Origin of the sequence: Streptomyces sp. NBC_01451 (assembly GCF_036227485.1) — a bacterium.
Lineage (GTDB): Bacteria > Actinomycetota > Actinomycetes > Streptomycetales > Streptomycetaceae > Streptomyces.
This window is the reverse complement of sequence record NZ_CP109479.1, coordinates 575519-598421: the sequence shown is the minus strand read 5'-3', so window position 1 is coordinate 598421 and position 22903 is coordinate 575519. Positions and strand designations below refer to the sequence as shown.

Genomic DNA, 22903 nt, shown 5'->3' with positions numbered 1-22903 from the left:
GTGCTTCTTTCATTGACAGGGGAAAATAAGCGATCTAGGTTCCGGGCCATGCCCCCGACCATCCGTGCCGAGGTGTTTCCGGCCCGCACGCCGGCCGCCTCGCAGATCTTCACCACGGTCCTGTCCCACGGCCCCCTCACCCGCGTGGACGCGGCCCGGCGGGCGGGGCTGTCCGCCGCCGCCGTCACGAAGGCGGTCCGCCCGCTGCTCGACGCCGGCTACCTGGTCGAGGACGCGGATGTCGGGACCCGTCCTGTCCTGGGGCGCCCCGCGAACCTGGTACGTGTCGACGGGGGCCGGGCGCTGTTCATCGGCATCAAGATCACCGGCGGAGAGATCTTCGGTGTGCTCACGGACCTGTGCTGTCGCGTCCGGGTCGCCCGGGACATACCGCTGACCGGCAGCGCCCCCAAGGCGGTGCTGGCCTCCGTGGCCGAGCTGGTGGGGGAGCTGCTCACCGAGGCGGACGGCTTCGGGGTGCCGGTGCTGGGCTGCGGAATCGCCGTCGCCGGAGAGGTCGACCGCGCCGGAGGAGCCGTACGCTACTCGCCGTTCCTGGGGTGGCGTGATGTGCCGCTCGCCGAACTCGCCGCCATGACCACGGGGCTGCCCGTCACGCTCGACAACGACGTGCGGGCGCTCACCGTCGCCGAGCAGTGGTTCGGCGCCGGGGTGGGGCTGTCCGACTTCGCCGTGCTGACCGTCGGCGCGGGCATCGGCTGCGGGCTGGTGGTCCACGGGCGTGTGGTCGCGGGGGCGCACGGCGTTGCCGGAGAGATCGGGCACGTCGTCGTCGACCCGGCGGGGCCGCCCTGCCACTGCGGCAAGCGCGGCTGCCTGCAGGCGTTCGCGGGCGACGCGGAGATCGTCACCCGGGTCCGGCGGGCCACGGGAACCTCGGTCACCGACAGCGCCGAGGCCGTCGCCCTGGCCCGCGCGGGCCACCCCGGAGCGCGGGAGGTGTACGCGCGGGCCGGTGAGGCGATCGGGCGGGGCATCGCCACCTTGGCCAATCTGCTCGGACCCGAGCGCGTGATCATCTCCGGGGAGGGGCTGGCCGCGTACGAGCTGTTCGCCGGGCAGATCCGCGACGCGTTCACCGCCACCGCCTTCGGCTCCGCCGCCCGCTGCGACCTGGTGACCCGGCCGCTGCCCTTCGAGGAATGGGCACGCGGGGCGGCGGCGACGGCGATCCGGTCGTTCGTCAGAGCCGATCAGTAGCCGGTCAGTAGTGGCCGGCCGGGGCAGAACCCGGCGGTCAGCGCGAGTCCGGTGTCGGCTCCACCGTGGCCGACGTCTTCGAGGCCGAGGGGATCAGCCCCTCCCGGTAGGCGACCGCCACCGCCTCCCCTCGGCTCGCCGCGCCCACCTTCGCCAGGATGTTGGAGACGTGCACGCTGGCCGTCTTGCCGCTGATGAACAGTTCCTCGCCGATCTGACGATTGCTGCGGCCGAGGGCGAGCAGCCGCAGGACGTCCCGCTCGCGGGCGGTGAGGGGTGTGGAGGCGGCCCCGGGATCATCGGCGACGGACGGTGCCGTGAGACGCCCGCGGCGGATCAGGGCGTCCACCTCGCGGAGCAGGGGCGCCGCACCCAGACGTACCGCCGTCTCACGGGCCGCGCGGGCCTGGGCGACCGCCTCCTCACGGCGGTCGTCCGCCAGCAGTGCCTCTGCGAACCGCCTTCTGCAGCGCGCCTGTTCGTAGACCTCGCCGAAGCCGAACGCCGTGACCGCCCGCTCCCAGGCCTCGGTTTCGGGACCGGCCGTCGCGCGTGCCCACTCCGCCTCGGCGCGGGCCAGCCAGGCCAGACCCTCCGGGCCCTGCGGGGCGCCGTCGCGGCCGTGCGTCGCCCGGGACCGGGCCAGCTCCAGCAGCTCCGTCGCCGTGTCCGTCCAGCGTTGTGTCCCCGCCTCGTCGCCGGAGCGGCGCAGCTGGACGGCCGTGTCGGCGACGGCGGCCAGGGCGAGGGCGGCGAGCCGGACCGCGACCTCCGGAAGCGACCCGGCGTCGTCGGTGAGCGCCTTCACCGTGCTGTGCACACGCTCCACGGCCGCCTCCGGGTCCCCCGCGAGGGCGGCGGCGTCCGTGAGCACGATGCCCGCGACCAGCGTGGCCATCCAGTCGAACGGGCCGTCCAGGAGAGCCCGGGCGCGGTCGGCGGCGCCCAGGTCACCGCGGGCCAGTGCCACGTACAGCGAGGGCCCCGCCACGAAACCGCCTGCTGCGGGAAGCACCTCGGTGTCGGCCGCCGCCGCGAGGGCGCACTCGTCCCAACGGCCGAGCGTGTACAGCACCACGGACTGGAGGTAGCGCATCTCCAGGGGATAGGGCGAGGAGAGGAGACCGGCGCGGCGGGCCCGGTCCAGGCCCTCGGACAGCCACGGCAGGCTCTCCTCCAGCAGACCGGACTCGAAGCAGCCGATCGCGAGATTGAACAGCGCCCGCATCTCCACCGGCGAACAGGCCGCCCGCCGGGCCAGTTCGCGGGCCTCCCGGAGCTTCTCGCGGCCCTCCGGCGTGCGACGGCCCCCTGCTTCGAGCGCGGCCACGGAGATCATGAGGTCGGCCTGCGCGTCGGTGGCCTGCAACTCCTCGGCGACGGAGAGGGCCTGCCGGGCTACCCGCAGCGCGGTGTCGCTGTCGCCCATCTGCCGTGCCGCCATGACATGGGTGGCCGCCGCCCACACCCAGGTCCGCGACGGGGGCTCGGCCGGGATCAGGGCGAGCGCCTCGCTGCTGTACGCGAACGCGGCCGACAGATGGTCGATGCTCATCAGGTTGTCGGCGAGCGTGTAGCGGACACGCGCCGCGAGTTCGGTGTCCGTGTCCTGGCCGACTCCGGCGAGCGCGGCCCTGGTGAGCGACACCGCGCGGTGCGAGTCCCCGGCGTGCGCCGCGGCGGCGGACGCCCGCAGCATCAGCGTCACCGTGTCCAGGCCGTCGCCCGTGGGACGGGCAGCCGCCTCGACCGCGGGCCAGATGTCGAGGACGGCTTCCAGATGCCGCAGCTCCTCGGCGGGCGCGCCGACGCGGTGGGCGTGATCGGCGGCCTCCAGCGATGCCGCCAGGGCCTCCGCCAGGTCGTGGCTCTCCCGGTAGTGGTGGGCGCGCTCCGCCGCACTCTCGGCGGGCCGGCCCCGCCCCGTCAGGAGCCGCGCGAACGCCCCGTGCAGCCGCGACCGCTCGCCCGGCAGCAGATCGGCGTAGACCGCCTCACGGGCGAGCGCGTGCCGGAAGGAGTACGTGTCGCCCTCACCGGGGACGAGGAGCTGTCGGCCGACCGCCTCGCGCAGTGCCGACTCCAGCTCGTCCTCCGGCAGCCGGACGGCGTCGCTCAGCAGCTCGTGTTCGACACGCCGTCCGGCGACCGCGGCCGTACGCAGCACCTGCTGGGCCGTGTCGGAGAGCTGTTCGAAGCGGATGAGGAGAACGTCGGCGAGCCCGCTGGGCACGCCGCCCGACTCCGCGTCGGTGGCCGCGAGCAGCTCCTCCGCGTAGAACGCGTTGCCCTCGGCACGCTCGACGATCCGGCGGACGGTCGCGTCGGGCAGCGGCCCCGCCCCCAGGGCACGCACCAGCCGGGCCACCTCGGCGTCGGCCATCGGCCGCAGCTCCAGCCGCTCCACGGCGGGCAGCCGCACCAGCTCGGCGAGGAGCGGGCGCAGCGGATGGCGGCGATGCAGATCGTCCGCGCGGTACGACGCGAACACCGCGAGCCGGTGGCCGGGCGAACCGCCCGTGGGCCCCTGGAGCACACCCCGGCTGAGCAGGAACCGCAGCAGATCCCGGGAGGACTGGTCGGCCCAGTGCAGGTCCTCCAGCACGAGCAGCAGTGGAGCGACCTCGGTGACGGCGGCCAGCAGCCCGGCCATGCCCTCGAACAGCCGCAGCCGCCCACCGGCGTCCCGCTCCCCGTCCTCCGCGCCGCCACCGAGCAGCCGCCCGACCACGGGATGGGCGGTGAACGCCTCCGCGAACCGCCCGTCGGCCGCCAGCACCCCCAGGATCTCGGTGAACGGCATATACGGCAGACCGACGTCACCGAGATCGACACAGTGCCCCGTCAGCACGGTCATCCCCTGGTCCGCGGCCCGCCCGGCGGCCTCCGCCAGCACCCGCGTCTTGCCCACCCCCGCGTCCCCGGCGATGAGCACGGCACGCGGCTCACGGACACGGGCACGATCCAGTACGGCCGAGAGACGGGTCAGTTCGTCGTCGCGGCCGATGAGCGGGGTGTCGAACAGGTTCTGCGGCACGCATCAATCCTGGCACGCACCACTGACAGCGTGGGCCGGCCAGGTCTCAGCGCAGCGTCTGCGCCCAGTTCGCCGGGACGCGTCCGGCGGGTCCCGGGGCGGGCTGGTCGGCCGGATGGGCGGACGGGGGAGCGAGCGGCGGGCCGTCCTCGAACAGTTCGGACGTCTCGAAGTTCCAGAACCAGGCCTCGCCCGGCTCGTAACTGCGGATCACCGGATGACCGGTGTCCCGGAAGTGGCCGGTGGCGTGCTTGGCGGGCGAGTCGTCGCAGCAGCCGATGTGGCCGCACTGCGCGCAGCGCCGCAGATGGAACCACCAGCCGCCGACGGCGTCGCACTCGACGCATCCGGCACCGCTGGGCGGGACGCTGGGGTCGATTCCGGTGTCCTTGGTCATGACGGCTCCTGGGCCGGGTCGGATGCCTCGGCCGGGTCGGGGGCGGTATCGGGGTCGGCGGCGGTGAGGGGGAGCAGCACCTGGAAGCGGGTGTCGCCGGGCACGGACTCCACCTTCAGATCACCGTGGTGCTTGTTGACGACGATCCGCCAGGAGATGTCGAGCCCCAGCCCCGTGCCCTCGCCCACCGGCTTGGTGGTGAAGAACGGGTCGAAGATCCGGCCCTTGATCTCCGCGGGCACACCCGGGCCCGTGTCGCGGAACTCCACCAGGAGCCGGTCGTGCACCGCCGCCGTCCGTACGGTCAACGTGCCTTCCCCGCCCGAGCTGTTGATGGCGGAGACCGCGTTGTCGATCAGGTTGGTCCACACCTGGTTGAGCTCGGCGGGGTAGGCCGGGATCCTCGGCAGTGAACCGTCGTAGTCCTTCACGACCCTGACGCGCGAACCCATCTTCCCCGACAGCATCAGCAGCGTGCTGTCGAGGAGTTCGTGCACGTCGGCGACCTGGTAGGGGGCGCGGTCCAGCTGCGAGTACTGCTTGGCCGCGTCGACGAGGTGGGAGATGCGTGTGGTGGAGTCCTCGATCTCGGACATCAGCAGCTCGGTCTCGACCGTGTAGTTGAGCCATCCGATGGCAGCCTGGAGGATCTCCTCGTCGACGGCCGCCGCGACCTGCTCCAGCCAGTCGACGTCGAGGCCGCCCTGCACGAAGGTCGGCGCGATCTGCCAGCCGCCCTGGATGCCGTGGTCGTCGAGCCAGTCGGCGACCTCGTCCTCCCGGTCGGACGCTTCCAGCGGGCTCAGCGACTGCGCCTTGGCGACCCGCTCGGCCGTGCGCTCCTGGATGTCGACCAGCGACTTCAGGGCGTCGCGGTGGTAGGGGCCCGAGGCGATGATCCCGAGCTTCTGCCGCATATGGGCCACCCGGTCGCGCAACGACGACGTGGCCCGTACCGCTGCGGCGGCCGGGTTGTTGAGCTCATGCGTCAGCCCGGCGGACAACGAGCCCAGCGCGAGCAGCCGTTCGCGCTGCCCGATGGCCCGCTGCGCGGTCTGTGTACCGAAGAACAGCCCTTCCAGGAGGTGGACCGCCATCGGGAACCACTCCTGCATGATGGCCGCGAACGTCCCGCTGGGCAGCACGAAGAACCGCGTCGGCTCGGTGACACGCATCGAGCTCTTGTACTTCTGCGGCGTCCCTTCCTTGAGGTACGCCTGCATCGCTCCCGTGTACACCCCGGGCTGGGACGTGCGGTTCACCTCGACGTCGTCGCCGCCCACCCGGCGCGACATGACGAGCGTGCCCTCGATCATCACGTAGAAGCAGGTGGCCGGGTCACCCTCGGCGAACACCGGCCCCGGGTCGAACAGTTCGACCCTTCCCTCGCAGCACAGTCTGCCGAGCTGCTCGGCGGTCAGCTTCTCGAACAGGAACAGCGACCCGATCTCCGCGGGGCTGCACGGCATCAGCCGGCCGCTCACGACTGCTCCAGATACCGGTGTACGAGCATCACGGCCATGGCTCCCTCTCCGACGGCGGACGCGACCCGCTTGGCGGACTCCGCGCGCGCGTCCCCGGCGACGAACACGCCGGGGATGTTGGTCTCCAGGTGGTAAGGCGGCCGGTCCAGCTCCCAGTCCGCCGGTGGCCGCCCGTCGGCGGTCAGATCGGGCCCGGCGAGGATGAACCCGCGCTCGTCCCGCAGCACCGTGCCGTCCAGCCAGTCGGTCAGCGGGGCCGCGCCGATGAACACGAACAGCCACTGCGCGTCGACCAGTTCGGTCTCCCCGCTCGCCGTGTCGCGCAACGTCAGCTGCTCCAGGTGGTCGCCGCCGTGCGCGGCCTCGACGACCGTGCCGGCCCGCACCGAGATGTTCGGCGACTCGGCGATCTGCTGGATCAGATAGTGCGACATCGACGCGGTGAGATCCGCGCCGCGCACCAGCAGCGTGACCGACTTGGCGCCCCTGGACAGGTACATCGCCGCCTGCCCGGCCGAGTTGGCGCCGCCGACGATGTACACGTCGTGGCCCTGGCAGCCGGCTGCCTCGGTCAGCGCGGATCCGTAGAACACCCCGCAGCCCGACAGCTCGACGGCCCCCGGAGCCTCCAACTGCCGGTACGACACACCGGTCGCCAGGATCACGCTGTGCGCGGCGATCGCCGACCCGTCCGAGAACCGCACGAGCCGCGCCGAGCCGCTCACCTCAAGGCCGGTCACCTCGCGCGCGGAGAGGATCTCGGCGCCGAACTTCGTGGCCTGGCGCCGCGCCCGGTCGGTGAGCTGGGCGCCGGACACCCCGTCCGGGAAGCCCAGGTAGTTCTCGATCCGCGAACTCTGCCCGGCCTGCCCGCCGGTCGCCGACCGTTCCACCAGCACCGTCCGCAGGCCCTCCGAGGCCCCGTACACGGCGGCGCCCAGTCCGGCGGGCCCGCCGCCGATGACGACGAGGTCGTAGAAGTCGGCCGTGGGCGTCGTCGCCAGCCCCACCTGAGCGGCCAGCTCCGGCACCTCCGGCTCGACGAGCGCCGTACCGTCCGCCGTGATCACCACCGGCAGCCGCTGCCCGTCCTGACCGCAGGCCGCGAGCAGCCGCTGCCCCTCGGGCTCCTCGGTGGAGTACCAGCGGTACGGCACCTGGTTGCGGGCCAGGAACTCCCGTACGTCCGACGAGCGGGCCGACCACCGGTGCCCGACCACCTTGGTGCTCGGCACCGGCCTGAAGTCACTGCACCGCCAGGCCTCCAGGAGATCGTCGATGACGGGATAGAGCTTCTCCTCGGGCGGATCCCAGGGCTTGAGCAGATAGTGGTCGAGGTCGACGACGTTGATCGCGTCGATCGCCGCGTTGGTGTCCGCGTACGCGGTGAGCAGCACGCGCCGCGCGCCCGGATAGACGTCCAGGGCCTGTTCGAGGAACTCGATGCCGTTCATCTGCGGCATCCGGTAGTCGGCCAGGATCACCGCCACCAGATCACCCCGCAGCTTCAGCTCCCGCAGCGCGTCCAGCGCGGACTCCCCGGACTCCGCGCGCACGATGCGGTACGACTCGCCGTAGCGCCGCCGCAGGTCACGGGCGACGGCCCGGGACACCCCGGGGTCGTCGTCCACGGTCATGATTACACCTACGGTAGACCTCTCAGGTGCCATGGAACGACCGTACGTGACGGGGAGGGGCCATGGCGACGGCAACGGCGATCAGGGCAGCACGTGAGTACCTGCGGGTAGGCGATCACCAGAGCCACCAGCGCCCCTGATCCAGCCAGTACGCCGAAGGCGGGCGTGACCAGGTCGAACAGGGTCGACGTGCTGAGCCGCCGCTGGGGCTTGACGGATCGGGCGCCCAGCAGGTCCCGGCCGATGAAGCAGGCCGCGGCGGCTACGGCTTTGGCGGTGGTGAGGGTCATCGTGAGGGCAGTGCCGACCGGCCACAGGCGAGAGAGCGGACCTTGCAGCCGCTGCCGTGATCGCGAGTGCTCCTGCGGCAGTCGGCCATGCCGACGTGAGAGTTGCCTCCTCCCGGCTCGTGAGCGGCTACGTCTGCCACAGGAACCACCCGGCACCGGGCAGTACGAGCAGGGCAAGATCGCCGAATCTCCGTACCGTCCGGACTTCCCTGAGGCACCACCTGTGAGGCTGCCGCCGTGCACCCCCGTCGCTCTGCGATGAAGGCCACCGCAGCGGACTCTGTTCGGATGCTGCTCCAACGGTGATCGCTGCGCCAGATCCCCCTCCGGACAGGCAGAGACACGTGACCGCAAAGATCGTCCACTCCAGCCACCCCGCAACGGCCCCCGTCGTCGCCGGCGTGACGCGCTTTGTGCAAGGGACGCGGCCTCGATAGCGACAGTTCGTCCGAACAGCCGTTGAGCAGGGCCCCAACCATTACTCATGGCTGGGGCTCGGGAACCGGCGGCCACACCGCGGACTGCAATCGACCTGGTCAGGAGCGTCTCGGGTCGTAAGTGGCGGCGCATGCCGTGGCCGGGAACGCCCGGTCTTTCTGCTAGTTCTGATACACCTTGTCGTTGCCGGGGCCGCCCGAGAGCCTGTCGTTGCCCGGACCGCCGTGCAGGACGTCGTTGCCGCTGTTGCCCCACAGGACGTCGTTGCCCCGGTCGCCGTACAGGCGGTCGTTGCCCCTGCCGCCGTAGAGGTTGTCGGCGCCTGAATTTCCGCGCAGGATGTCGTTGCCGTCGCCGCCGTCCAGTCGGTTGCTGGTGGCGTCGCCGGTGAGCGAGTCGTTGCCGGCGTCGCCGTAGCACGCGGAGCACCCGGTCAGGACGTCGTTCCCGGCTCCGCCGCGCGCTCCGTTGCCCCGCTGTTCGCCCCCGCCGACGGTGCGGTCGTTGCCGTCCTGGCCGTAGAGCTCGGTCTGGCTGTTGCCCACCAGCACGTCGTTGCCCTTGCCGCCGTAGATCGTGCTGTACGCGTAGTTGTCGGCGGCGATCGACACGGTGTCGTTGCCGTTGCCCAGGTCGATGTAGTAGTCGTCGGTGAAGTCGGTGCCCACCGGGACGTGGACCGCGCAGCGGGCGACCGTGCGGTCGGTCGCCGACGGGTACACGCACTCGTAGTTTTCGGCCGCACTGCTGTCGATGGCGATGGGCGCGCGGTCGCGGAAGGTGAGGATGTAGTAGGCGTCGTTCCCACCGTCGCGGCTCTCGAACCTCATCGAGACCGTCAGCCGGTTCGTCTGACCGGCCTCGTCCTTGAACCAGAGGTCGCGCTCGCCGTTGCCCGCGACGTCGCGCAGCGTACCCGCGTCCGGAGTGGCCGCCTGGACGGCGGGAGCCGTGAGCGCGGCTGCGCCCAGGACAAGGGTGAGGGTGAGGGCGGTGGTTGTCGCGGTGGCGATCCTTCTCCGTGTACGCATGCCGAGCAGCCCCTTCGCGGGAGTGGTGCCGTGGGTTTCTGATTACCCGTTAGACAGCGCACCCGGGGCTGAGGTTGTACGCCGGAGCGAACCGGCGCCGCCCCGGTCGAGCTGGATCGCGCTGATCACCCTGCACGGCAGGGACTTCGCGTGCCCAAGGACGCTGTCTGCGGCCCGCGGCTGTTCGGCGGCACACAGTGCCTGGACGCCACCGGCAGCGCGACCACCGTGGGCACCAAGGTCGGACTGTGGAACTGCAACGGCGGCGCCGACCAGCAGTGGCGCCTGAACTGAGCGAACCGCGGGCGCTCCGCCCGTACCACCGCCTCGGCGCACCGGCCGGCGAGCGCGACTGGGCGGCACCCTCCACGAGTATCGACATGCCGCCTGAGCAGAGTGGAGGAGGTATTCGGCAAGCGCAGCGCTGGACCTCAACTGGCGGCGGCCGGCTGGAGGATCGTCTGCACGAGCACTTCGCTGCGAGAGTCCTGGGCCGTGAGTGGTTCGATTTCCGAGGTACTGCAGATCCCGTCCAGATGATTGCCCAAGCAGCGCAGGAACCGCTGCGGCAGGCTTGGCTGGTACGACCAGCTCCGCACCGGCACTTCGAAAGACTGCGCGTCCACGACAACAAGGCGCCGCGACGGGAGCCGCGAGGTGTTAGGTGACCCGGATCATCGGTCGGCCGCTGGAGAGTCACACGAGCGACGTCATTTCCCCTGCGTAGTAGCCACGGTCATGATGACCGTCCGCGTCGCGTCCGCGGCCTGTGCCATACGTCTCCCACCCCGAGCGGTCGGAGTCACCGGGCGGCGTCAGCCCGGTGCCGCGCCGCCTCGACCCATCGTATGTTCGATCGCCGAGCTTCGCTCCGGTCGGCTCCGACGCTCAGCCCTGACGCGCGCCGAGCACGCAGAACTCGTTGCCCTCCGGGTCCAGGAGCGTGGTCCAGGACTGCTCCCCCTGGCCGATGTCCGCGTGGCGCGCGCCGAGGGCCAGCAGACGGTCGACCTCGGCCTGGCGGTCGTCGGGCCGGAAGTCGAGATGCAGCCGGTTCTTGACGGACTTCGCCTCCGGGACCCGTACGAACAGCAGGCCGGGCATCTGATCCGGCGTCGGCCGGATCTCGTACTCCTCGGGGGAGTCGTCCACGACGGCCCAGCCGAGGGCCTCGGCCCACCAGTGCCCCAGTGCGGCCGGGTCCGCTGCGTCCACGATCACTTGTTCCCACTGCAAGGTCATGGGCACAGGTTAGTGAAGACTGGGTCCGGTATGCATGATCACGACACGGAGGGAACCGTTATGACGCGCCCGATCACGGCAGGGGTGGACGGAACGCCCGAGAGTCACGCAGCGCTGGCGTGGGCGGCCCGGGAGGCCGTACGCCGCAACCTCGCGCTGCGCGTGGTGCACGCCTGGGAGCTGGTGCCTGACCAGGCGTTCGGGGCCGGGACCCGGGAGACCCACGACCAGTGGGTGCGGGACGGTGTGGACGAGGCCGCGCGCGGCGTGGCCGAACGCCATCCGGAGCTGGCCGTCACCGTCGACGTGGTCGAGGGGAACGCGGCGCACTCGCTCGCCGAGGCCGCGGCGGAGGCCGAGATGCTGGTGCTCGGCTCCCGCGGGCACGGTGCCGTCGTCGGGTTCCTGCTCGGCTCCGTCGGACAGCATGTGATCGCCGAGTCCACGCGGCCCGTCGTCCTCGTCCGCGCGGAGGACCTGGCCTCCGGCGAGGCCGCGGGCCGTGAGGTCGTCGTGGGGCAGGAGGGCGACCCGGAGGAGAGCGCGCCGGCCCTGCGGTTCGCCTTCGAGGCCGCGGCGGCTCGTGGCGCCGGTGTGCGTGCCGTGCGCGCGTGGAGTCTGCCGCCGGTGTTCGCGTACAGCCCGGGTTCGCTGAAGCTCCTCGACGAGGCCGGGGGCCTGGAACCGTACGAGAAGAACGCGCTGGCCGCTGCCCTGGAACCGTGGCGCGAGCGCTTCCCCGAGGTACCTGTCACCGAGCACGTGGAGATGGGCAGCGCGGGGGAGGTGCTGCTGTCGGTGGCCGCGCGGGCGCAGCTCCTGGTCGTCGGGCGGCGTGCCCGCCGCTCGGCCGTGGGTGCGCGGATCGGCTCGGTCGCCCACGGTGTGCTGCACCACGCGCACTGTCCGGTGGCCGTCGTCCCGCACGAGTGACTCAGCCGGGCGGCGCCGCCTCTGTCTCCTCGTCCGTCGGCAGGGGCAGCGACTGCCGGGCCTTGGGCAGGATGTTGGCGATGTAGTCCTTGACCGCCGTGTCCAGGCCGATGTCGTGCTGCGCCCGCTCGGAGAGGAACCAGCGGTGTTCCAGGAGCTGGTGGTAGATCTCGGCGGGGTCCACGTTGCCGCGCAGTTCGCGCGGCACCTCCCGCACGGTCGGCCGGAACACCTCCCGTACCCAGCGGTGCGCGAGCACCTCCGGGCTGGCGCCGAGGGGGTCGCCGGGCTCGTAGTCGTCCTGGGTGGCCATCCAGCTCTCCAGGTCGCTGAGGAGGCGCCGTGCCTGGTTCTCCTCGGTGTCGAGCCCGGTCAGCCGCAGCAACTGCCGCTGGTGGTGCCCGGCGTCGACGACCTTGGGCACGAAGGTCACCGTGTCGCCGTTCGAGGAGTGCTCGATCTGCATCTCGGCCACGTCGAAACCGAGCTCGTTCAGGCGCCGGATGCGGCGCTCGATGAAGTGGTACTTGCCCGCCGGGTACACGGAGGTGCGGGTCAGCTCCTGCCACAGCCGCTGGTAGCGGGCGCAGATCTCCATGCCGAACTCGATCGGGTCCACGGAGGGGTGCAGCGCCCCGGACGCCTCCAGGTCCAGCAGTTCACCGCTGATGTTCACCCGGGCGAGGTCCAGGTCGTACTCGCGCTGGCCGTTGCTGAGCTGCGGGTGCAGATCGCCCGTCTCGGCGTCGACCAGGTACGCGGCGTACGCGCCCGCGTCACGCCGGAACAGGGTGTTGGACAGGGAGCAGTCGCCCCAGGCGAACCCGGCCAGGTGGAGCCGGACCAACAGGACGGCCAGCGCGTCCATTAGACGGTGCATGGTGGCCGGGCGCATCGTCGTCTCGAACATCGAGCGGTACGGCATGGAGCCGCCGAGGTGCCGGGTGATCAGCACCGGCTCCAGGGCGCCGCCCTCGTCGGTGGCCCGGCCGGTGACCACGGCGAGGGGGTCGACGGCCGGGATGCCGAGCCGGTCGAGGTCCCGCAGCAGCTCGTACTCGCGCAGGGCGGGGCGTTCCGCCAGCTCCTTGACGGCGATCACCTCGTCGCCGGCGCGCGCGTAGCGCACGACGTGCCGGGAGATGCCGCGCGGCAGCGGGACGAGATAGCGGTCGGGCCACTCTTCCAGGGGGAGGTGCCACGGCAGTTCGAGCAGGAGTGCGGGGTGCTCGGGATTGGTGGCGCTGATCTGCAATGCCATGGCCTGACCGTTCTCGTTCGTTCTCGTTCCGCTGGTGATCGTCACCTCACTGTAGAGCGCCGCCTCACAGGGCCCGCTCCCGCGCCTGCCGGGCAGCCGCCCGCACGCTGCCGTGGTGAACGGGCCCGTGGCCGGGCAGCAGGACATCGGCCGGGAGCTTTTCCAGCAGGTCCAGCGAGGCCACCGCGCGCTCGCGTTCACGGTGGAACATGTCGGGCAGCAGCTGCGGGCCCTTGAGCCGGGCGGTCGGGTGTCCGCTGACCAGGGCGTCGCCGGAGACCACGACCCCGGCGTCCGGAAGGTGGAAGGCGCAGTGGCCGTCGGTGTGCCCCGGGGTGTGGACGGGGACGGGCCCGCCCGGCAGGTCGAGCACCTCCGGGAACGGCTGTGGTTCGGCGACCGGCACCTGGGTGGTGCCGCCGGAGCGGATCGCGTGCACGGCCCAGGGGAGCACACCCGGCCGCCACCCGTTCCTGAGTACGTCCCCGACGGTCACCTGGTGCAGGAAGTCCCGGCGCGCGTGCGGCACTTCGGCCTCGTGCGTCAGCACCGGCGTGCCGTACACGGAGCGCAGGTACTCGGCCGAGCCGATGTGGTCGTTGTGGGCGTGCGTGACGAGTATCGCCGCGACGGCCTCCGGTGAACTGCCCACCTGCGCGAGCGAGTCGAGGACCAGCTGCCGGTCGCCGGGGTATCCGGTGTCGATCAGGGTGGCGGCGTCCCCCTCGGTGAGGATCACCCAGTTGGTGTTGCTTCCGTGTACGAGGTAAATGCCATCGGCGACTCGCTGGACGTCTGCCCGCATGATCTTCCCGTTCTGCAGTTCGCTGCCGGATGACGCACAGCAAATCAGACGGCGGCGGAGTGGATCGCGACGGGGCGTACGGTCCGGTGGCTCACTGCACCCCGCGCGGCCGGAACTGGACGCTGATCCGGGGCCCGGCGGCCCGCGCGCTCTTGGGTACGGAGTGCTCCCAGGTGCGCTGGCAGGAGCCGCCCATCACGATCAGGTCCCCGTGTCCCAGCGGACGCCGTACCGTCCCGCCCCCGCGCACCGGCCGCAGCAGCAGGTCGCGCGGTGCGCCCACGGAGAGGATCGCGACCATGGTGTCCTCGCGCGCACCGCGCCCGATCCGGTCCCCGTGCCAGGCGACGCTGTCCCGCCCGTCCCGGTAGTGGCAGAGCCCGGCTGTCGTGAACGGCTCCCCGAGTTCGGTGGCGTAGTGCGCGCCGAGCGTGTCCCGCGCCCGGGCCAGCACCGGGTGCGGCAGCGCGTCCGCCTCGCCGTAGAAGGCCAGCAGCCGGGGGACGTCCACGACGTGGTCGTACATCTGCCGGCGCTCGGCCCGCCAGGGGACCTCGGCCGCCAGCTGTCCGAACAGGGCGTCCGCTCCGTGGAGCCAGCCGGGCAGTTCGTCGATCCAGGCGCCGTGGCGCAGCGGGGTGCGCCGCATTCCGGCCAGGGTGCCGAGCCGGATTTCGTCGGTCTGGTCGAAGAGGGAACCTTGGAGATGCGCGGCCATGGCACCAGCATACTCCCAGATTCGAATACGTGTTCCTATTGGGTCAGTGGCGAAATCCCGTCCCTTCCAGCCCTTTGGATACATCGATGCATCGGATACATTCCTGTATCGAACGGAGGGCCGGACATGGCGGTCGAGGGGACGACGGGGCGGGTGACCAAGCGGCGCGTGCGGACGCGCGCCAATCTGCTGGAGGCCGCGTTCGCGGTGTTCGCCGCGAAGGGGTTCGGGCGGGTCTCGATCGAGGAGGTCTGCGAGGCCGCCGGCTACAGCAGAGGCGCCTTCTACTCCAACTTCGACAGCCTGGACGAGCTGTTCTTCGCCCTCTACGGGGAGCGGGCCGGCCTGATCGCCGACCAGGTCGCGGGCGCGCTCGCCCTGGACGGTCCCGATCTCGACGTACCCGCGGCCGTCGACCGGGTCACCGAGGTCCTGCTGCTCGACCTGGACTGGCTGCTCGTCAAGACCGACTTCCTGGTCCACGCGGCCCGGGACCCCGCCGTCGCCCGGACCCTCCTGGAACACCGTGAGCGGCTGCGGCGGGCCGTCGCGGACCGGCTCGCCCGCGCCACCGGACACACCGAACTGCCCGCCGTACTCGGCGACACCGAGGGCGCCGCCCACGCGGTGATCGCCGCGTACGACGGGGTCACGACCCAACTGCTGCTGGACAAGGACGTCGAGCACGCACGCGCGTGGCTCAAGCAGCTGCTCACCGCACTGCTCACCGACGGCAGCGACAACCCGGCCGCGCGCAGCGGCGGATGAGAAAGGGAACGGTCGCCATGGATGCGGACGTCATCGTCGTCGGAGCCGGCCTCGCCGGACTGGTCGCGGCACACGAGCTGACCAGCAAGGGCCGACGGGTCGCGCTGGTCGACCAGGAGAACGCCGCCAACCTCGGCGGGCAGGCCTTCTGGTCGTTCGGCGGGCTGTTCCTCGTCGACTCCCCGGAGCAGCGGCGGGTCGGCATCAAGGACTCCTTCGACCTCGCCTGGAGCGACTGGCAGGGCAGCGCCCAGTTCGACCGCGTCGACGACGAGGACTCCTGGGCGGTGAAGTGGGCGCGCGCCTACGTCGAGTTCGCGGCGGGGGAGAAGCGCTCCTGGCTCGCCGGGCACGGCATCTCGTTCCTGCCGACGGTCGGCTGGGCGGAACGCGGCGACCTGCGCGCCCACGGACACGGCAACTCCGTACCCCGCTTCCACGTCTCCTGGGGCACCGGCACCGGAGTCGTCGAACCCTTCGTGCTCAGCGCCAAGGAGGCGTCCCGGGCCGGGCTGCTGACCTTCTACCACCGTCACCAGGTCGACGAGCTCGTCGTCACGGAGGGCGCCGTGCGCGGCGTACGCGGCACGGTCCTCGCCGAGGACACCTCGCCGCGCGGAGTGGCCTCCAACCGCGACCGGATCGGCGACTTCGAACTCACCGCCCAAGCCGTGATCGTCACCACCGGCGGCATCGGCGCCAACCACGACATCGTGCGCCAGTACTGGCCCGAGCGGCTCGGCACGGCACCGGCCGGCATGGTCACCGGCGTGCCCGCCTACGTCGACGGGCGGATGCTCGACATCAGCGCCCGGGCCGGCGTCCGGCTGGTCAACCGGGACCGCATGTGGCACTACACCGAGGGCATCCAGAACTGGAGCCCGATCTGGCCCGGCCACGGCATCCGCATCCTGCCCGGCCCGTCCTCCATGTGGTTCGACGCGCTCGGCCGCCGCCTCCCCGAGCCCTGCCTGCCCGGCTACGACACCCTCGGCACCCTCAAGTACCTGCGCACCACCGAGGACATCGCCGAGCACGACCACTCCTGGTTCATCCTCACCCAGCGGATCATCGAGAAGGAGTTCGCCCTGTCGGGCTCCGAGCAGAACCCCGACATCACCGCCAAGGACCGCAAGGCGTTCCTCAAGGAGCGCATCCTCGGCAAGGGCGCCCCCGGCCCGGTGGCCGACTTCGTGAAGCACGGCGCGGACTTCGTGGTCGCCGACAACCTCGACCAGCTCATCGGCAAGATGAACGAGCTGACCGACAAGCCGCTGCTGGACGTGGCCCAGGTGCGGCGCCAGATCGAGGCCCGCGACCTCCAGATCGCCAACCCGTACAGCAAGGACGCGCAGGTCCAGGGCATCCGCAACTCCCGCCGCTACATCGGCGACCGGCTCGGTCGCACCGCCTCCCCGCACCGCATCCTCGACCCGGAGGCCGGCCCGCTCATCGGCGTCAAGCTCCACACCCTCACCCGCAAGACCCTCGGCGGCATCCAGACGGACCTCGACTCGCGCGCGCTGGGTGCGACGGGCGAGCCCGTCGAGGGGCTGTACGCGGCCGGTGAGGTCGCCGGCTTCGGCGGTGGCGGCGTGCACGGCTACAACGCCCTGGAGGGCACCTTCCTCGGCGGCTGCCTCTTCTCGGGCCGTGCGGCGGGCCGGGCGGCTGCACGGGCGACGGCCTAGGGTTCCCGGCCGGACGTCAGCAGTCCGGCCAGCACGGAGGCATGGCTCTGCTCAGGGGCCCTGGCGGCGGTGACGAGCGTCGTCGGGCCCTTGGCGGCCAGCTCACGCAGCGCGTGCAGGGGTTCGGCCGCCTCGGGCGCGGCCAGCTCCGCCTCGTACCGCCGCCGGAACTCCTCGTAGGTGTCGGCCGGGTCCTCCTGGGAGTGGTACCAGCGGCGCAGCTCGGTCGACGGGGTGAGGGCTTTCGGCCACTCGTGGACCTGCGCCGCGTCCTTGGACAGGCCGCGCGGCCACAGCCGGTCGACCAGGACGCGTACACCGTCGTCCGGCTCGGGAGGTTCGTAGACGCGACGGACACGGACGGTCACGGTGGCCTCCGGCTGAGTGGGGTGCGGGTGCGGTGACCGAAAGAATGATGCGTTCGCCCGTCGGGGCTCGCAACTTGACCAGAAGAAGGAGGAATTCGCGCGGTGGCGCCTTTAGGGTGAAAACCCTGAAGATGATCACACCTCATATCGTAGGAGTTCGCGTGAGACCCCCCAGGAAGTACGCAGGCACCCGCACCGCAGTCCTCCGTCGTGACGCCGTCGTCGCGACCGTGCCCGTCGCCCTCGCGGCCCTGCTGGCCGCCGCCGCACCCGCGGGAGCCGCGACGACAGGCACCTCTGGTGTCGGAGACCCGTACTTCCCGCTGTCCGGAAACGGCGGCTACCACGTCGCCCACTACGACCTGAACCTCCGCTACGACCCCGTGAGCCGCCGCCTCGACGGCAAGGCCGTACTCACCGTCCGCGCCACCCAGAAGCTGACCCGCTTCAACCTCGACCTCAGCGGCCTGAAGGTCACCGCCCTCACCGTCGACCGCGTGAAGGCGGGTTTCCGGCGCTCCGGCCAGGAACTGATCGTCAGCCCGCGCCACGCCCTGAACAAGAACCAGACCTTCCAGGTCGCCGTCACCTACAGCGGTGTCCCCAAGGCGGTCACGGACCCGGACGGCTCGAAGGACGGCTGGATCGCCACCGACGACGGCGTGTTCGTCGCCGGTGAGCCGCAGGGCTCCATGAGCTGGTTCCCCGGCAACAACCATCCCAAGGACAAGGCCTCGTACGACTTCACGATCACGGTCCCGCAGGGGCGCACCGCCGTCGCCAACGGCGTCCTCCTGAGCCAGAGGACCGCGGGCGGCAAGTCCACCTTCCGCTGGCGCCAGTCCGAGCCGATGGCCGCCTACCTGGCCACGGCCACGGTCGGGAGGTTCAAGGTCGAGCAGTACACCACCCGCGGCGGCATCAAGGTCTACAACGCCGTCGATCCGCGCGAGGCCGCCGACGCGGCGCCCGTGCTGAAGAAGCTCCCGTCCGTCCTGGACTGGGAGGCCAAGCTCTTCGGCCCCTACCCGTACAAGGCCGCCGGAGCCATCGTCGACCGTGCCCCGCAGGTCGGCTTCGCGCTGGAGACACAGACCCGTCCCGTGTACGACCAGGCCCCCGATCTGAGCACCCTGGTCCACGAGAGCGCCCACCAGTGGTTCGGCGACTCCGTCGCCCTCACCACCTGGAAGGACATCTGGCTCAACGAGGGCTTCGCGACCTACACCGAGTGGCTGTACGCGGAACAGCACGGCGGCCCGAGCGCCCAGAAGACCTTCGACGACCTGTACGCCACGGCCGCGAACGACGACCTGTGGTCGTTCCCGCCCGCCGACCCGGGCAGCGGCGCGAACATCTTCGGCAGGCCCGTCTACGACCGCGGTGCCATGGCCCTGCACAAGCTCCGCAAGGCGGTCGGCGACCCCGCCTTCTTCAAGATCCTGCGCACCTGGGCCACCGACCACCGGGACGGGCACGGTACGACCGCCCAGTTCACCGCCCTCGCCGAGCGGGTCTCCGGCAAGGACCTGGACCAGCTGTTCCTGACCTGGATCGGCACGAAGGGCAAGCCCTCCGCTCCGTAGAGCCGCTGAACCGCTGAACCGCCCGACTCCCCGGGCTGCGGCCCGGGGCGGGCACCTCACTGCTCGCGCATGCCCCACGGCGAGCCGTACGCGGTCAGCAACTCCAGGAAGGGGCGGGCCGGGAACGCCTCCGGGCCGAGGACACCCGAGCCGGACCAGGCGCCGGTGGCGACGAGTTCCAGGGCGACGACCGGATTGACGGCCGTCTGCCACACCACCGCCTGGGAGCCGTACTCCGCCATGGACCACTGGTTGTCGATCACGTGGTACAGGTACACCTCGCGCGGCGCCCCGTCCTTCGTACCCCTGACCCACGTGCCCGCGCACGTCTTGCCGTGCATGCGCTCGCCCAGCGTCGCCGGGTCGGGCAGACAAGCGGCGACGACGTCCCGGGGCGACACGGCGACCGGGCCGGTGGAGCCCGGGACGGTCACCGGGTCGGTGCGGTCCAGGCCCAGCAGGTGCAGCGTCCTGAGGGTCTGGATGAACTCCTCGCCCAGGCCGTACTTGAAGGTGACGCGGCGCGCGTCGATCCAGCGCGGCACGAGCAGCACCTCCTCGTGCTCGACGTTCACACACTCCACCGGGCCGATGCCCTCGGGGAAGTCGAACACCTCCGGCTCGCTGAAGGGCTCCGTGGTGAACCAGCCCCGGCCGGACTCGTAGACGACCGGCGGGTTGAGGCACTCCTCGATCGTCGTCCAGATACTGAAGGACGGCGCGAAGTCGTAGCCGTCGACGGTGAGGTTCGCGCCGTCGCGGATGCCGATCTCCTCGATCTCGTCGAAGAGTTCGTCGGCCGCGTACCGGGCGAACACATCGGACATGCCCGGCTCCACCCCCATGCCGACCAGGGCCAGCGCACCCGCCTGCGCCCACTCGTCCGCCGCCGCGAACTGTTCGTCGCCGAGCTTGACCCCGCACTCCGCGTACGGCCGCTCGGCGTGCGGGCGCGACAGGGACATCGCCATGTCGAGGTAGGTGACCCCGGCCGCGCGGGCGGCGCGGAACAGCGGCATCACGAAGCGCGGGTCGGTCGCGTTGAGCAGCACATCGCATCCGTGCCTGGCCAGCAGCTCCGCCACCGCCGTCTCGTCTGAGGCGTCGACCCGCTCCGCCACGAACCGCTCCCCGCCGCCGAGCGCGGCGACAGCGGCCTCGGCCCGCGCCGGGTCGTAGTCGGACACGACCATCAGGTCGAAGAAGGAGCGCCGGGCGGCGATCCGGGTGATCGCGGTCCCCACACCGCCGGCGCCCACGAGCAGCACACGCATGGCAAAACTCCCTTTTTGCGAAGGTTCCGATGCCGTTGTCCGCCGATCCAACGCCTTGCCGTCGGCTAAGGTCAATGGCGTTGGCATAAGAGTGGAAGGGGTGGCCGTGCCGAAGCAGGTCGTGCCGGAGGAGAAACGGCGGCGCCGCCGTCCCACCAGGAGCGGCACCGTGCTGTCCGAGCAGCTGATCGTCGACACCGCCCTGCGCATGCTCCGCGAACACGGCAGCACCGGTCTCACCGCCCGCCGCCTGGGCCTGGCCCTGGACGCCGACCCCAGCACCCTCTACCGCTACTTCCGCGGCATGGACGACCTGACCCTCGCCATCGGCGACGCGCTCATCGGCCAGGCGCTGCACGGCTGGCGGCCGACGGGGGAGTGGCAGGCGGACCTGCGCGCCGTCGGGCTGCGCATCCACACCGTGTACGTCACCCACCCGCAGGCCGCCGTCCTGACCGCCAGCCGTGTCACGGGCCGCGCCAACGAGCTGGCCGCCGACGAGGCGATCCTCGACGTCCTGCGCACGGCCGGCTTCCCGCTGCCGCAGACGGTACGGATCTACCACGCCTTCATCGACCAGACGCTGGCCTTCGCCGCCCTCGACGCCGCTTCGCTGGCCCTGCCGCGCGCCAGCCTCACCGCCGACGAGGACATGTGGCGCTCGACCTACGCCCGCCTGCCGCGCAGCACCCACCCCCGGATCGCCGAAGCGGCCCCGCTGCTCGCCGCCCGCATGGTCGCCAGTGCCTATCCGACGGCCCTCGACATGCTGCTGGAGAGCGCCGCCGGGACGCTCGCCGCGGAAGGCCCCGCCAGTACTTGTGATAAGGAAAGCTGAGCCGATCGGATGTAGCCGACAACCAGGACACCCGTGGACCCCAGCAACAGCAGTACCGGCAACGACTCGGAGCCCCGGCCGACCGCGCCCGCCGACGAGCCCCGCCCGCGCGGGCGCCGCTGGACCATGGACACCCGTCCCCTGCGCCGCCCCGCCTACCGCCGCCTGTGGTCCTCGACCGCCGTCACCGCCGTCGGTAGCCAGCTCACCGCCGTCGCCGTGCCCAAGCAGATCTACGACATCACCGGCTCCTCCGCCTGGGTCGGCTACGCGAGCCTGGCCGGACTCCTGCCCCTCGTCGTGTTCGCCCTGTGGGGCGGCGCGATCGCCGACAGCATGGACCGCCGCAAACTCCTGCTCATCACCAACACCGGCATCGCCGTCACCTCGCTGCTGTTCTGGATCCAGGCCCTCGTCGGCCTCGGCTCGGTGGCGACCCTGATGGTCCTGCTCGCCCTCCAGCAGGCGTTCTTCGGCCTGAACTCACCGGCCCGCAGCGCCGTCGTCGCCCAGCTGGTCCCCGAGGAGGAACTCGCCGCCGCCAACGCCCTCGGCACGACCGTCATGCAGACCGGTCTGGTCGCGGGACCCCTGCTCGCCGGCACCCTCATACCCGTCGTCGGCCTCGCCGAGCTGTATCTGATCGACGCGCTCGCCCTGTGCGTCACCCTGTGGTCCGTCGTACGGCTGCCCGCGCTCCCGCCGGGGCCGACGGCCTCCCGGAAGGCGGGCGCACGCGAGATCGTGGCCGGGTTCCGCTACATCGCCCTGCACAAGGTGCTCCTGCTCTCCTTCCTCGCGGACATCGTCGCCATGGTCTTCGGCATGCCCCGCGCCCTGTTCCCGCAACTGGCCGCCCAGACGTACGCCCCTTACGGGGAGGGACTCGCCCTCGGCCTGATGTTCGCGGCGATCCCCGTGGGCGCGGTCGTCGGCGGCCTGTTCTCCGGGACGTTCTCGCGGGCGCGCCGGCACGGCTGGATGGTGATCGGCGCGGTCGTGGCCTGGGGGCTGGCGATCACGGGCTTCGGGCTGAGCACCAGCCTGTGGGTGGCGGTGGCGTTCCTGGTCGCCGCCGGGGTGGCCGACATGGTCTCCAGCGTCTTCCGGGTGGCGATCCTGCTGTCGGCGGCGACCGACGAGATGCGCGGCCGGATGCAGGGCGTCTTCACCGTGGTCGTGGTGGGCGGTCCCCGCCTGGCCGACCTGCTGCACGGCACGACGGCGTCCGTCCTGGGCCCCCGCGCTGCCGTCGCCGGCGGCGGACTCCTGGTCGTCGCCGTCACCCTGGCCCTGACGGCCGCGATGCCTGCGCTGCGCCGCTACGTCGTCCGGTGACCGGACCGGCCTTCACCGGCCGGGCGCCCGCTTGTGCACGGAGAAGTGCTCCATCAGCCTGCCCCGGGTCAGCTCCAGCCGATGGGCGAGGATCTCGGCGATGATCCGCACCAGTTGCAGCCCGAGGGCCGGGTCCTCCTCGCAGAGTTCGAGTACCGACGCCGCGTCGAACTCGTAGGCGCGTACGGGGCTGAAGGCCTCGGCGCCGAAGTCCCACCGGTGGGGCGGGAAGAGCCAGGACCAGCCGAGCAGGTCGCCCGCGCCCAGACTGGCCACCGTCACCCGCTGCACCGGCGTCACCTGCTGGACCAGGGAGACCGCACCTGAGCGGACGACCCAGAAGCGGTCGGCGGTGTCGCCCGCCTCGAAGATCCTGAAGTCCTCGGGGAAGGACACCTCCGTTGCGAGCGAGAGCAGGCGCTCACGGCGGGGCGGGGGCAGGGCGGTCAGCAGCTTTGTCGCTTTGGTCATGAGCAGGGCTCCTCGCCGGCGATCCGGAGGGGGAGACGTCCGGCGCGGCGGCGCACTGTCCGGCTCCGGCGGCTT

At 71.6% G+C, this 22903-nt stretch carries 21 protein-coding genes; 8 read left to right on the top strand and 13 right to left on the bottom strand.

What is annotated here, in order from left to right; translation table 11 throughout:
- The first annotated feature begins 48 nt into the window (after positions 1 to 48).
- Positions 49 to 1221, top strand: a complete 1173-nt coding sequence (locus OG595_RS02640; protein ID WP_329267325.1) for an ROK family transcriptional regulator — start codon at positions 49 to 51, stop codon at positions 1219 to 1221.
- Positions 1222 to 1258: 37 nt separating this feature from the next.
- On the opposite strand, the gene OG595_RS02635 is transcribed toward OG595_RS02640, so the two are convergent.
- The 5 genes from OG595_RS02635 to OG595_RS02615 form a co-directional block, all read right to left on the bottom strand.
- Positions 1259 to 4258, bottom strand: a complete 3000-nt coding sequence (locus OG595_RS02635) for a helix-turn-helix transcriptional regulator (RefSeq protein ID WP_329267323.1) — start codon at positions 4256 to 4258, stop codon at positions 1259 to 1261.
- Between the two features lie 46 nt (positions 4259 to 4304).
- Entirely contained in the window at positions 4305 to 4655 is a 351-nt protein-coding gene (locus OG595_RS02630; RefSeq protein ID WP_329267321.1) for a UBP-type zinc finger domain-containing protein, read from the bottom strand.
- Positions 4652 to 6139, bottom strand: coding sequence for an ATP-binding protein (locus tag OG595_RS02625; RefSeq protein WP_329267320.1), 1488 nt, complete (start codon positions 6137 to 6139; stop codon positions 4652 to 4654). The genes OG595_RS02630 and OG595_RS02625 overlap by 4 nt, the downstream gene beginning before the upstream one ends.
- Positions 6136 to 7809, bottom strand: a complete 1674-nt coding sequence (locus OG595_RS02620; RefSeq protein ID WP_329267319.1) for an FAD-dependent oxidoreductase — start codon at positions 7807 to 7809, stop codon at positions 6136 to 6138. The genes OG595_RS02625 and OG595_RS02620 overlap by 4 nt, the downstream gene beginning before the upstream one ends.
- Positions 7810 to 8665: 856 nt before the next feature.
- Positions 8666 to 9535: a calcium-binding protein gene (locus OG595_RS02615; protein ID WP_329267317.1), complete on the bottom strand. Its 870-nt coding sequence runs from the start codon at positions 9533 to 9535 to the stop codon at positions 8666 to 8668.
- A 150-nt stretch (positions 9536 to 9685) separates the two neighbouring features.
- Here OG595_RS02615 and OG595_RS02610 point away from each other — a divergent pair, with 150 nt between their 5' ends.
- Entirely contained in the window at positions 9686 to 9829 is a 144-nt protein-coding gene (locus OG595_RS02610) for a ricin-type beta-trefoil lectin domain protein (RefSeq protein WP_329267316.1), read from the top strand.
- A gap of 137 nt (positions 9830 to 9966) precedes the next feature.
- Here OG595_RS02610 and OG595_RS02605 read toward each other — a convergent pair whose 3' ends face one another.
- Both OG595_RS02605 and OG595_RS02600 read right to left on the bottom strand, forming a co-directional pair.
- Complete coding sequence (locus tag OG595_RS02605) at positions 9967 to 10161, bottom strand: hypothetical protein (RefSeq protein ID WP_329267314.1); 195 nt, start codon at positions 10159 to 10161, stop codon at positions 9967 to 9969.
- A 262-nt stretch (positions 10162 to 10423) separates the two neighbouring features.
- Positions 10424 to 10777 (bottom strand): VOC family protein, encoded by a 354-nt coding sequence (locus OG595_RS02600; RefSeq protein WP_329267312.1) that lies wholly within the window; start codon positions 10775 to 10777, stop codon positions 10424 to 10426.
- A 60-nt stretch (positions 10778 to 10837) separates the two neighbouring features.
- On the opposite strand from OG595_RS02600, the gene OG595_RS02595 reads away from it, so the two are divergent.
- Complete coding sequence (locus OG595_RS02595; protein ID WP_329267310.1) at positions 10838 to 11710, top strand: universal stress protein; 873 nt, start codon at positions 10838 to 10840, stop codon at positions 11708 to 11710.
- A gap of 1 nt (position 11711) precedes the next feature.
- On the opposite strand, the gene OG595_RS02590 is transcribed toward OG595_RS02595, so the two are convergent.
- The 3 genes from OG595_RS02590 to OG595_RS02580 form a co-directional block, all read right to left on the bottom strand.
- Positions 11712 to 12971, bottom strand: coding sequence for a DUF4032 domain-containing protein (locus tag OG595_RS02590; RefSeq protein ID WP_329267308.1), 1260 nt, complete (start codon positions 12969 to 12971; stop codon positions 11712 to 11714).
- A 64-nt stretch (positions 12972 to 13035) separates the two neighbouring features.
- Positions 13036 to 13776 (bottom strand): MBL fold metallo-hydrolase, encoded by a 741-nt coding sequence (locus OG595_RS02585; RefSeq protein WP_329267306.1) that lies wholly within the window; start codon positions 13774 to 13776, stop codon positions 13036 to 13038.
- 91 nt (positions 13777 to 13867) lie between these two features.
- Positions 13868 to 14494, bottom strand: coding sequence for an alpha-ketoglutarate-dependent dioxygenase AlkB (locus OG595_RS02580; RefSeq protein ID WP_329267305.1), 627 nt, complete (start codon positions 14492 to 14494; stop codon positions 13868 to 13870).
- Positions 14495 to 14620: 126 nt separating this feature from the next.
- On the opposite strand from OG595_RS02580, the gene OG595_RS02575 reads away from it, so the two are divergent.
- Both OG595_RS02575 and OG595_RS02570 read left to right on the top strand, forming a co-directional pair.
- The gene (locus OG595_RS02575) at positions 14621 to 15262 is read left to right on the top strand and encodes a TetR/AcrR family transcriptional regulator (RefSeq protein WP_329267303.1); all 642 of its coding nucleotides are present in this window, start codon (positions 14621 to 14623) and stop codon (positions 15260 to 15262) included.
- A 17-nt stretch (positions 15263 to 15279) separates the two neighbouring features.
- Entirely contained in the window at positions 15280 to 16953 is a 1674-nt protein-coding gene (locus tag OG595_RS02570) for an FAD-binding dehydrogenase (RefSeq protein WP_329267301.1), read from the top strand.
- On the opposite strand, the gene OG595_RS02565 is transcribed toward OG595_RS02570, so the two are convergent.
- Positions 16950 to 17321 (bottom strand): DUF488 domain-containing protein, encoded by a 372-nt coding sequence (locus OG595_RS02565; protein ID WP_329267299.1) that lies wholly within the window; start codon positions 17319 to 17321, stop codon positions 16950 to 16952. The genes OG595_RS02570 and OG595_RS02565 overlap by 4 nt on opposite strands.
- Positions 17322 to 17482: 161 nt before the next feature.
- Here OG595_RS02565 and OG595_RS02560 point away from each other — a divergent pair, with 161 nt between their 5' ends.
- Positions 17483 to 18907 (top strand): M1 family metallopeptidase, encoded by a 1425-nt coding sequence (locus OG595_RS02560; RefSeq protein WP_329267296.1) that lies wholly within the window; start codon positions 17483 to 17485, stop codon positions 18905 to 18907.
- A 56-nt stretch (positions 18908 to 18963) separates the two neighbouring features.
- Here the strand turns inward: OG595_RS02560 and OG595_RS02555 are convergent, their stop codons facing one another.
- Positions 18964 to 20181, bottom strand: coding sequence for a saccharopine dehydrogenase family protein (locus OG595_RS02555; protein ID WP_329267294.1), 1218 nt, complete (start codon positions 20179 to 20181; stop codon positions 18964 to 18966).
- A gap of 106 nt (positions 20182 to 20287) precedes the next feature.
- On the opposite strand from OG595_RS02555, the gene OG595_RS02550 reads away from it, so the two are divergent.
- Both OG595_RS02550 and OG595_RS02545 read left to right on the top strand, forming a co-directional pair.
- Complete coding sequence (locus OG595_RS02550; protein WP_329267292.1) at positions 20288 to 21019, top strand: TetR/AcrR family transcriptional regulator; 732 nt, start codon at positions 20288 to 20290, stop codon at positions 21017 to 21019.
- A gap of 33 nt (positions 21020 to 21052) precedes the next feature.
- The gene (locus OG595_RS02545; RefSeq protein WP_329267290.1) at positions 21053 to 22357 is read left to right on the top strand and encodes an MFS transporter; all 1305 of its coding nucleotides are present in this window, start codon (positions 21053 to 21055) and stop codon (positions 22355 to 22357) included.
- 12 nt (positions 22358 to 22369) lie between these two features.
- Here the strand turns inward: OG595_RS02545 and OG595_RS02540 are convergent, their stop codons facing one another.
- Positions 22370 to 22828: a Crp/Fnr family transcriptional regulator gene (locus tag OG595_RS02540; protein ID WP_329267288.1), complete on the bottom strand. Its 459-nt coding sequence runs from the start codon at positions 22826 to 22828 to the stop codon at positions 22370 to 22372.
- Between the last annotated feature and the right edge of the window lie 75 nt (positions 22829 to 22903).

What these genes read in the sequence shown, in the direction of transcription:
- OG595_RS02575 (WP_329267303.1), top strand. Translation starts at nt 14,621, where the DNA reads ATGGCGGTCGAGGGGACGACGGGGCGGGTGACCAAGCGGCGCGTGCGG.
- OG595_RS02640 (WP_329267325.1), top strand. Translation starts at nt 49, where the DNA reads ATGCCCCCGACCATCCGTGCCGAGGTGTTTCCGGCCCGCACGCCGGCC.
- OG595_RS02590 (WP_329267308.1), bottom strand. Translation starts at nt 12,971, where the DNA reads ATGGCATTGCAGATCAGCGCCACCAATCCCGAGCACCCCGCACTCCTG.
- OG595_RS02630 (WP_329267321.1), bottom strand. Translation starts at nt 4,655, where the DNA reads ATGACCAAGGACACCGGAATCGACCCCAGCGTCCCGCCCAGCGGTGCC.
- OG595_RS02540 (WP_329267288.1), bottom strand. Translation starts at nt 22,828, where the DNA reads ATGACCAAAGCGACAAAGCTGCTGACCGCCCTGCCCCCGCCCCGCCGT.
- OG595_RS02620 (WP_329267319.1), bottom strand. Translation starts at nt 7,809, where the DNA reads ATGGCACCTGAGAGGTCTACCGTAGGTGTAATCATGACCGTGGACGAC.
- OG595_RS02580 (WP_329267305.1), bottom strand. Translation starts at nt 14,494, where the DNA reads ATGGCCGCGCATCTCCAAGGTTCCCTCTTCGACCAGACCGACGAAATC.
- OG595_RS02585 (WP_329267306.1), bottom strand. Translation starts at nt 13,776, where the DNA reads ATGCGGGCAGACGTCCAGCGAGTCGCCGATGGCATTTACCTCGTACAC.
- OG595_RS02555 (WP_329267294.1), bottom strand. Translation starts at nt 20,181, where the DNA reads ATGCGTGTGCTGCTCGTGGGCGCCGGCGGTGTGGGGACCGCGATCACC.
- OG595_RS02600 (WP_329267312.1), bottom strand. Translation starts at nt 10,777, where the DNA reads ATGACCTTGCAGTGGGAACAAGTGATCGTGGACGCAGCGGACCCGGCC.
- OG595_RS02615 (WP_329267317.1), bottom strand. Translation starts at nt 9,535, where the DNA reads ATGCGTACACGGAGAAGGATCGCCACCGCGACAACCACCGCCCTCACC.
- OG595_RS02595 (WP_329267310.1), top strand. Translation starts at nt 10,838, where the DNA reads ATGACGCGCCCGATCACGGCAGGGGTGGACGGAACGCCCGAGAGTCAC.
- OG595_RS02570 (WP_329267301.1), top strand. Translation starts at nt 15,280, where the DNA reads ATGGATGCGGACGTCATCGTCGTCGGAGCCGGCCTCGCCGGACTGGTC.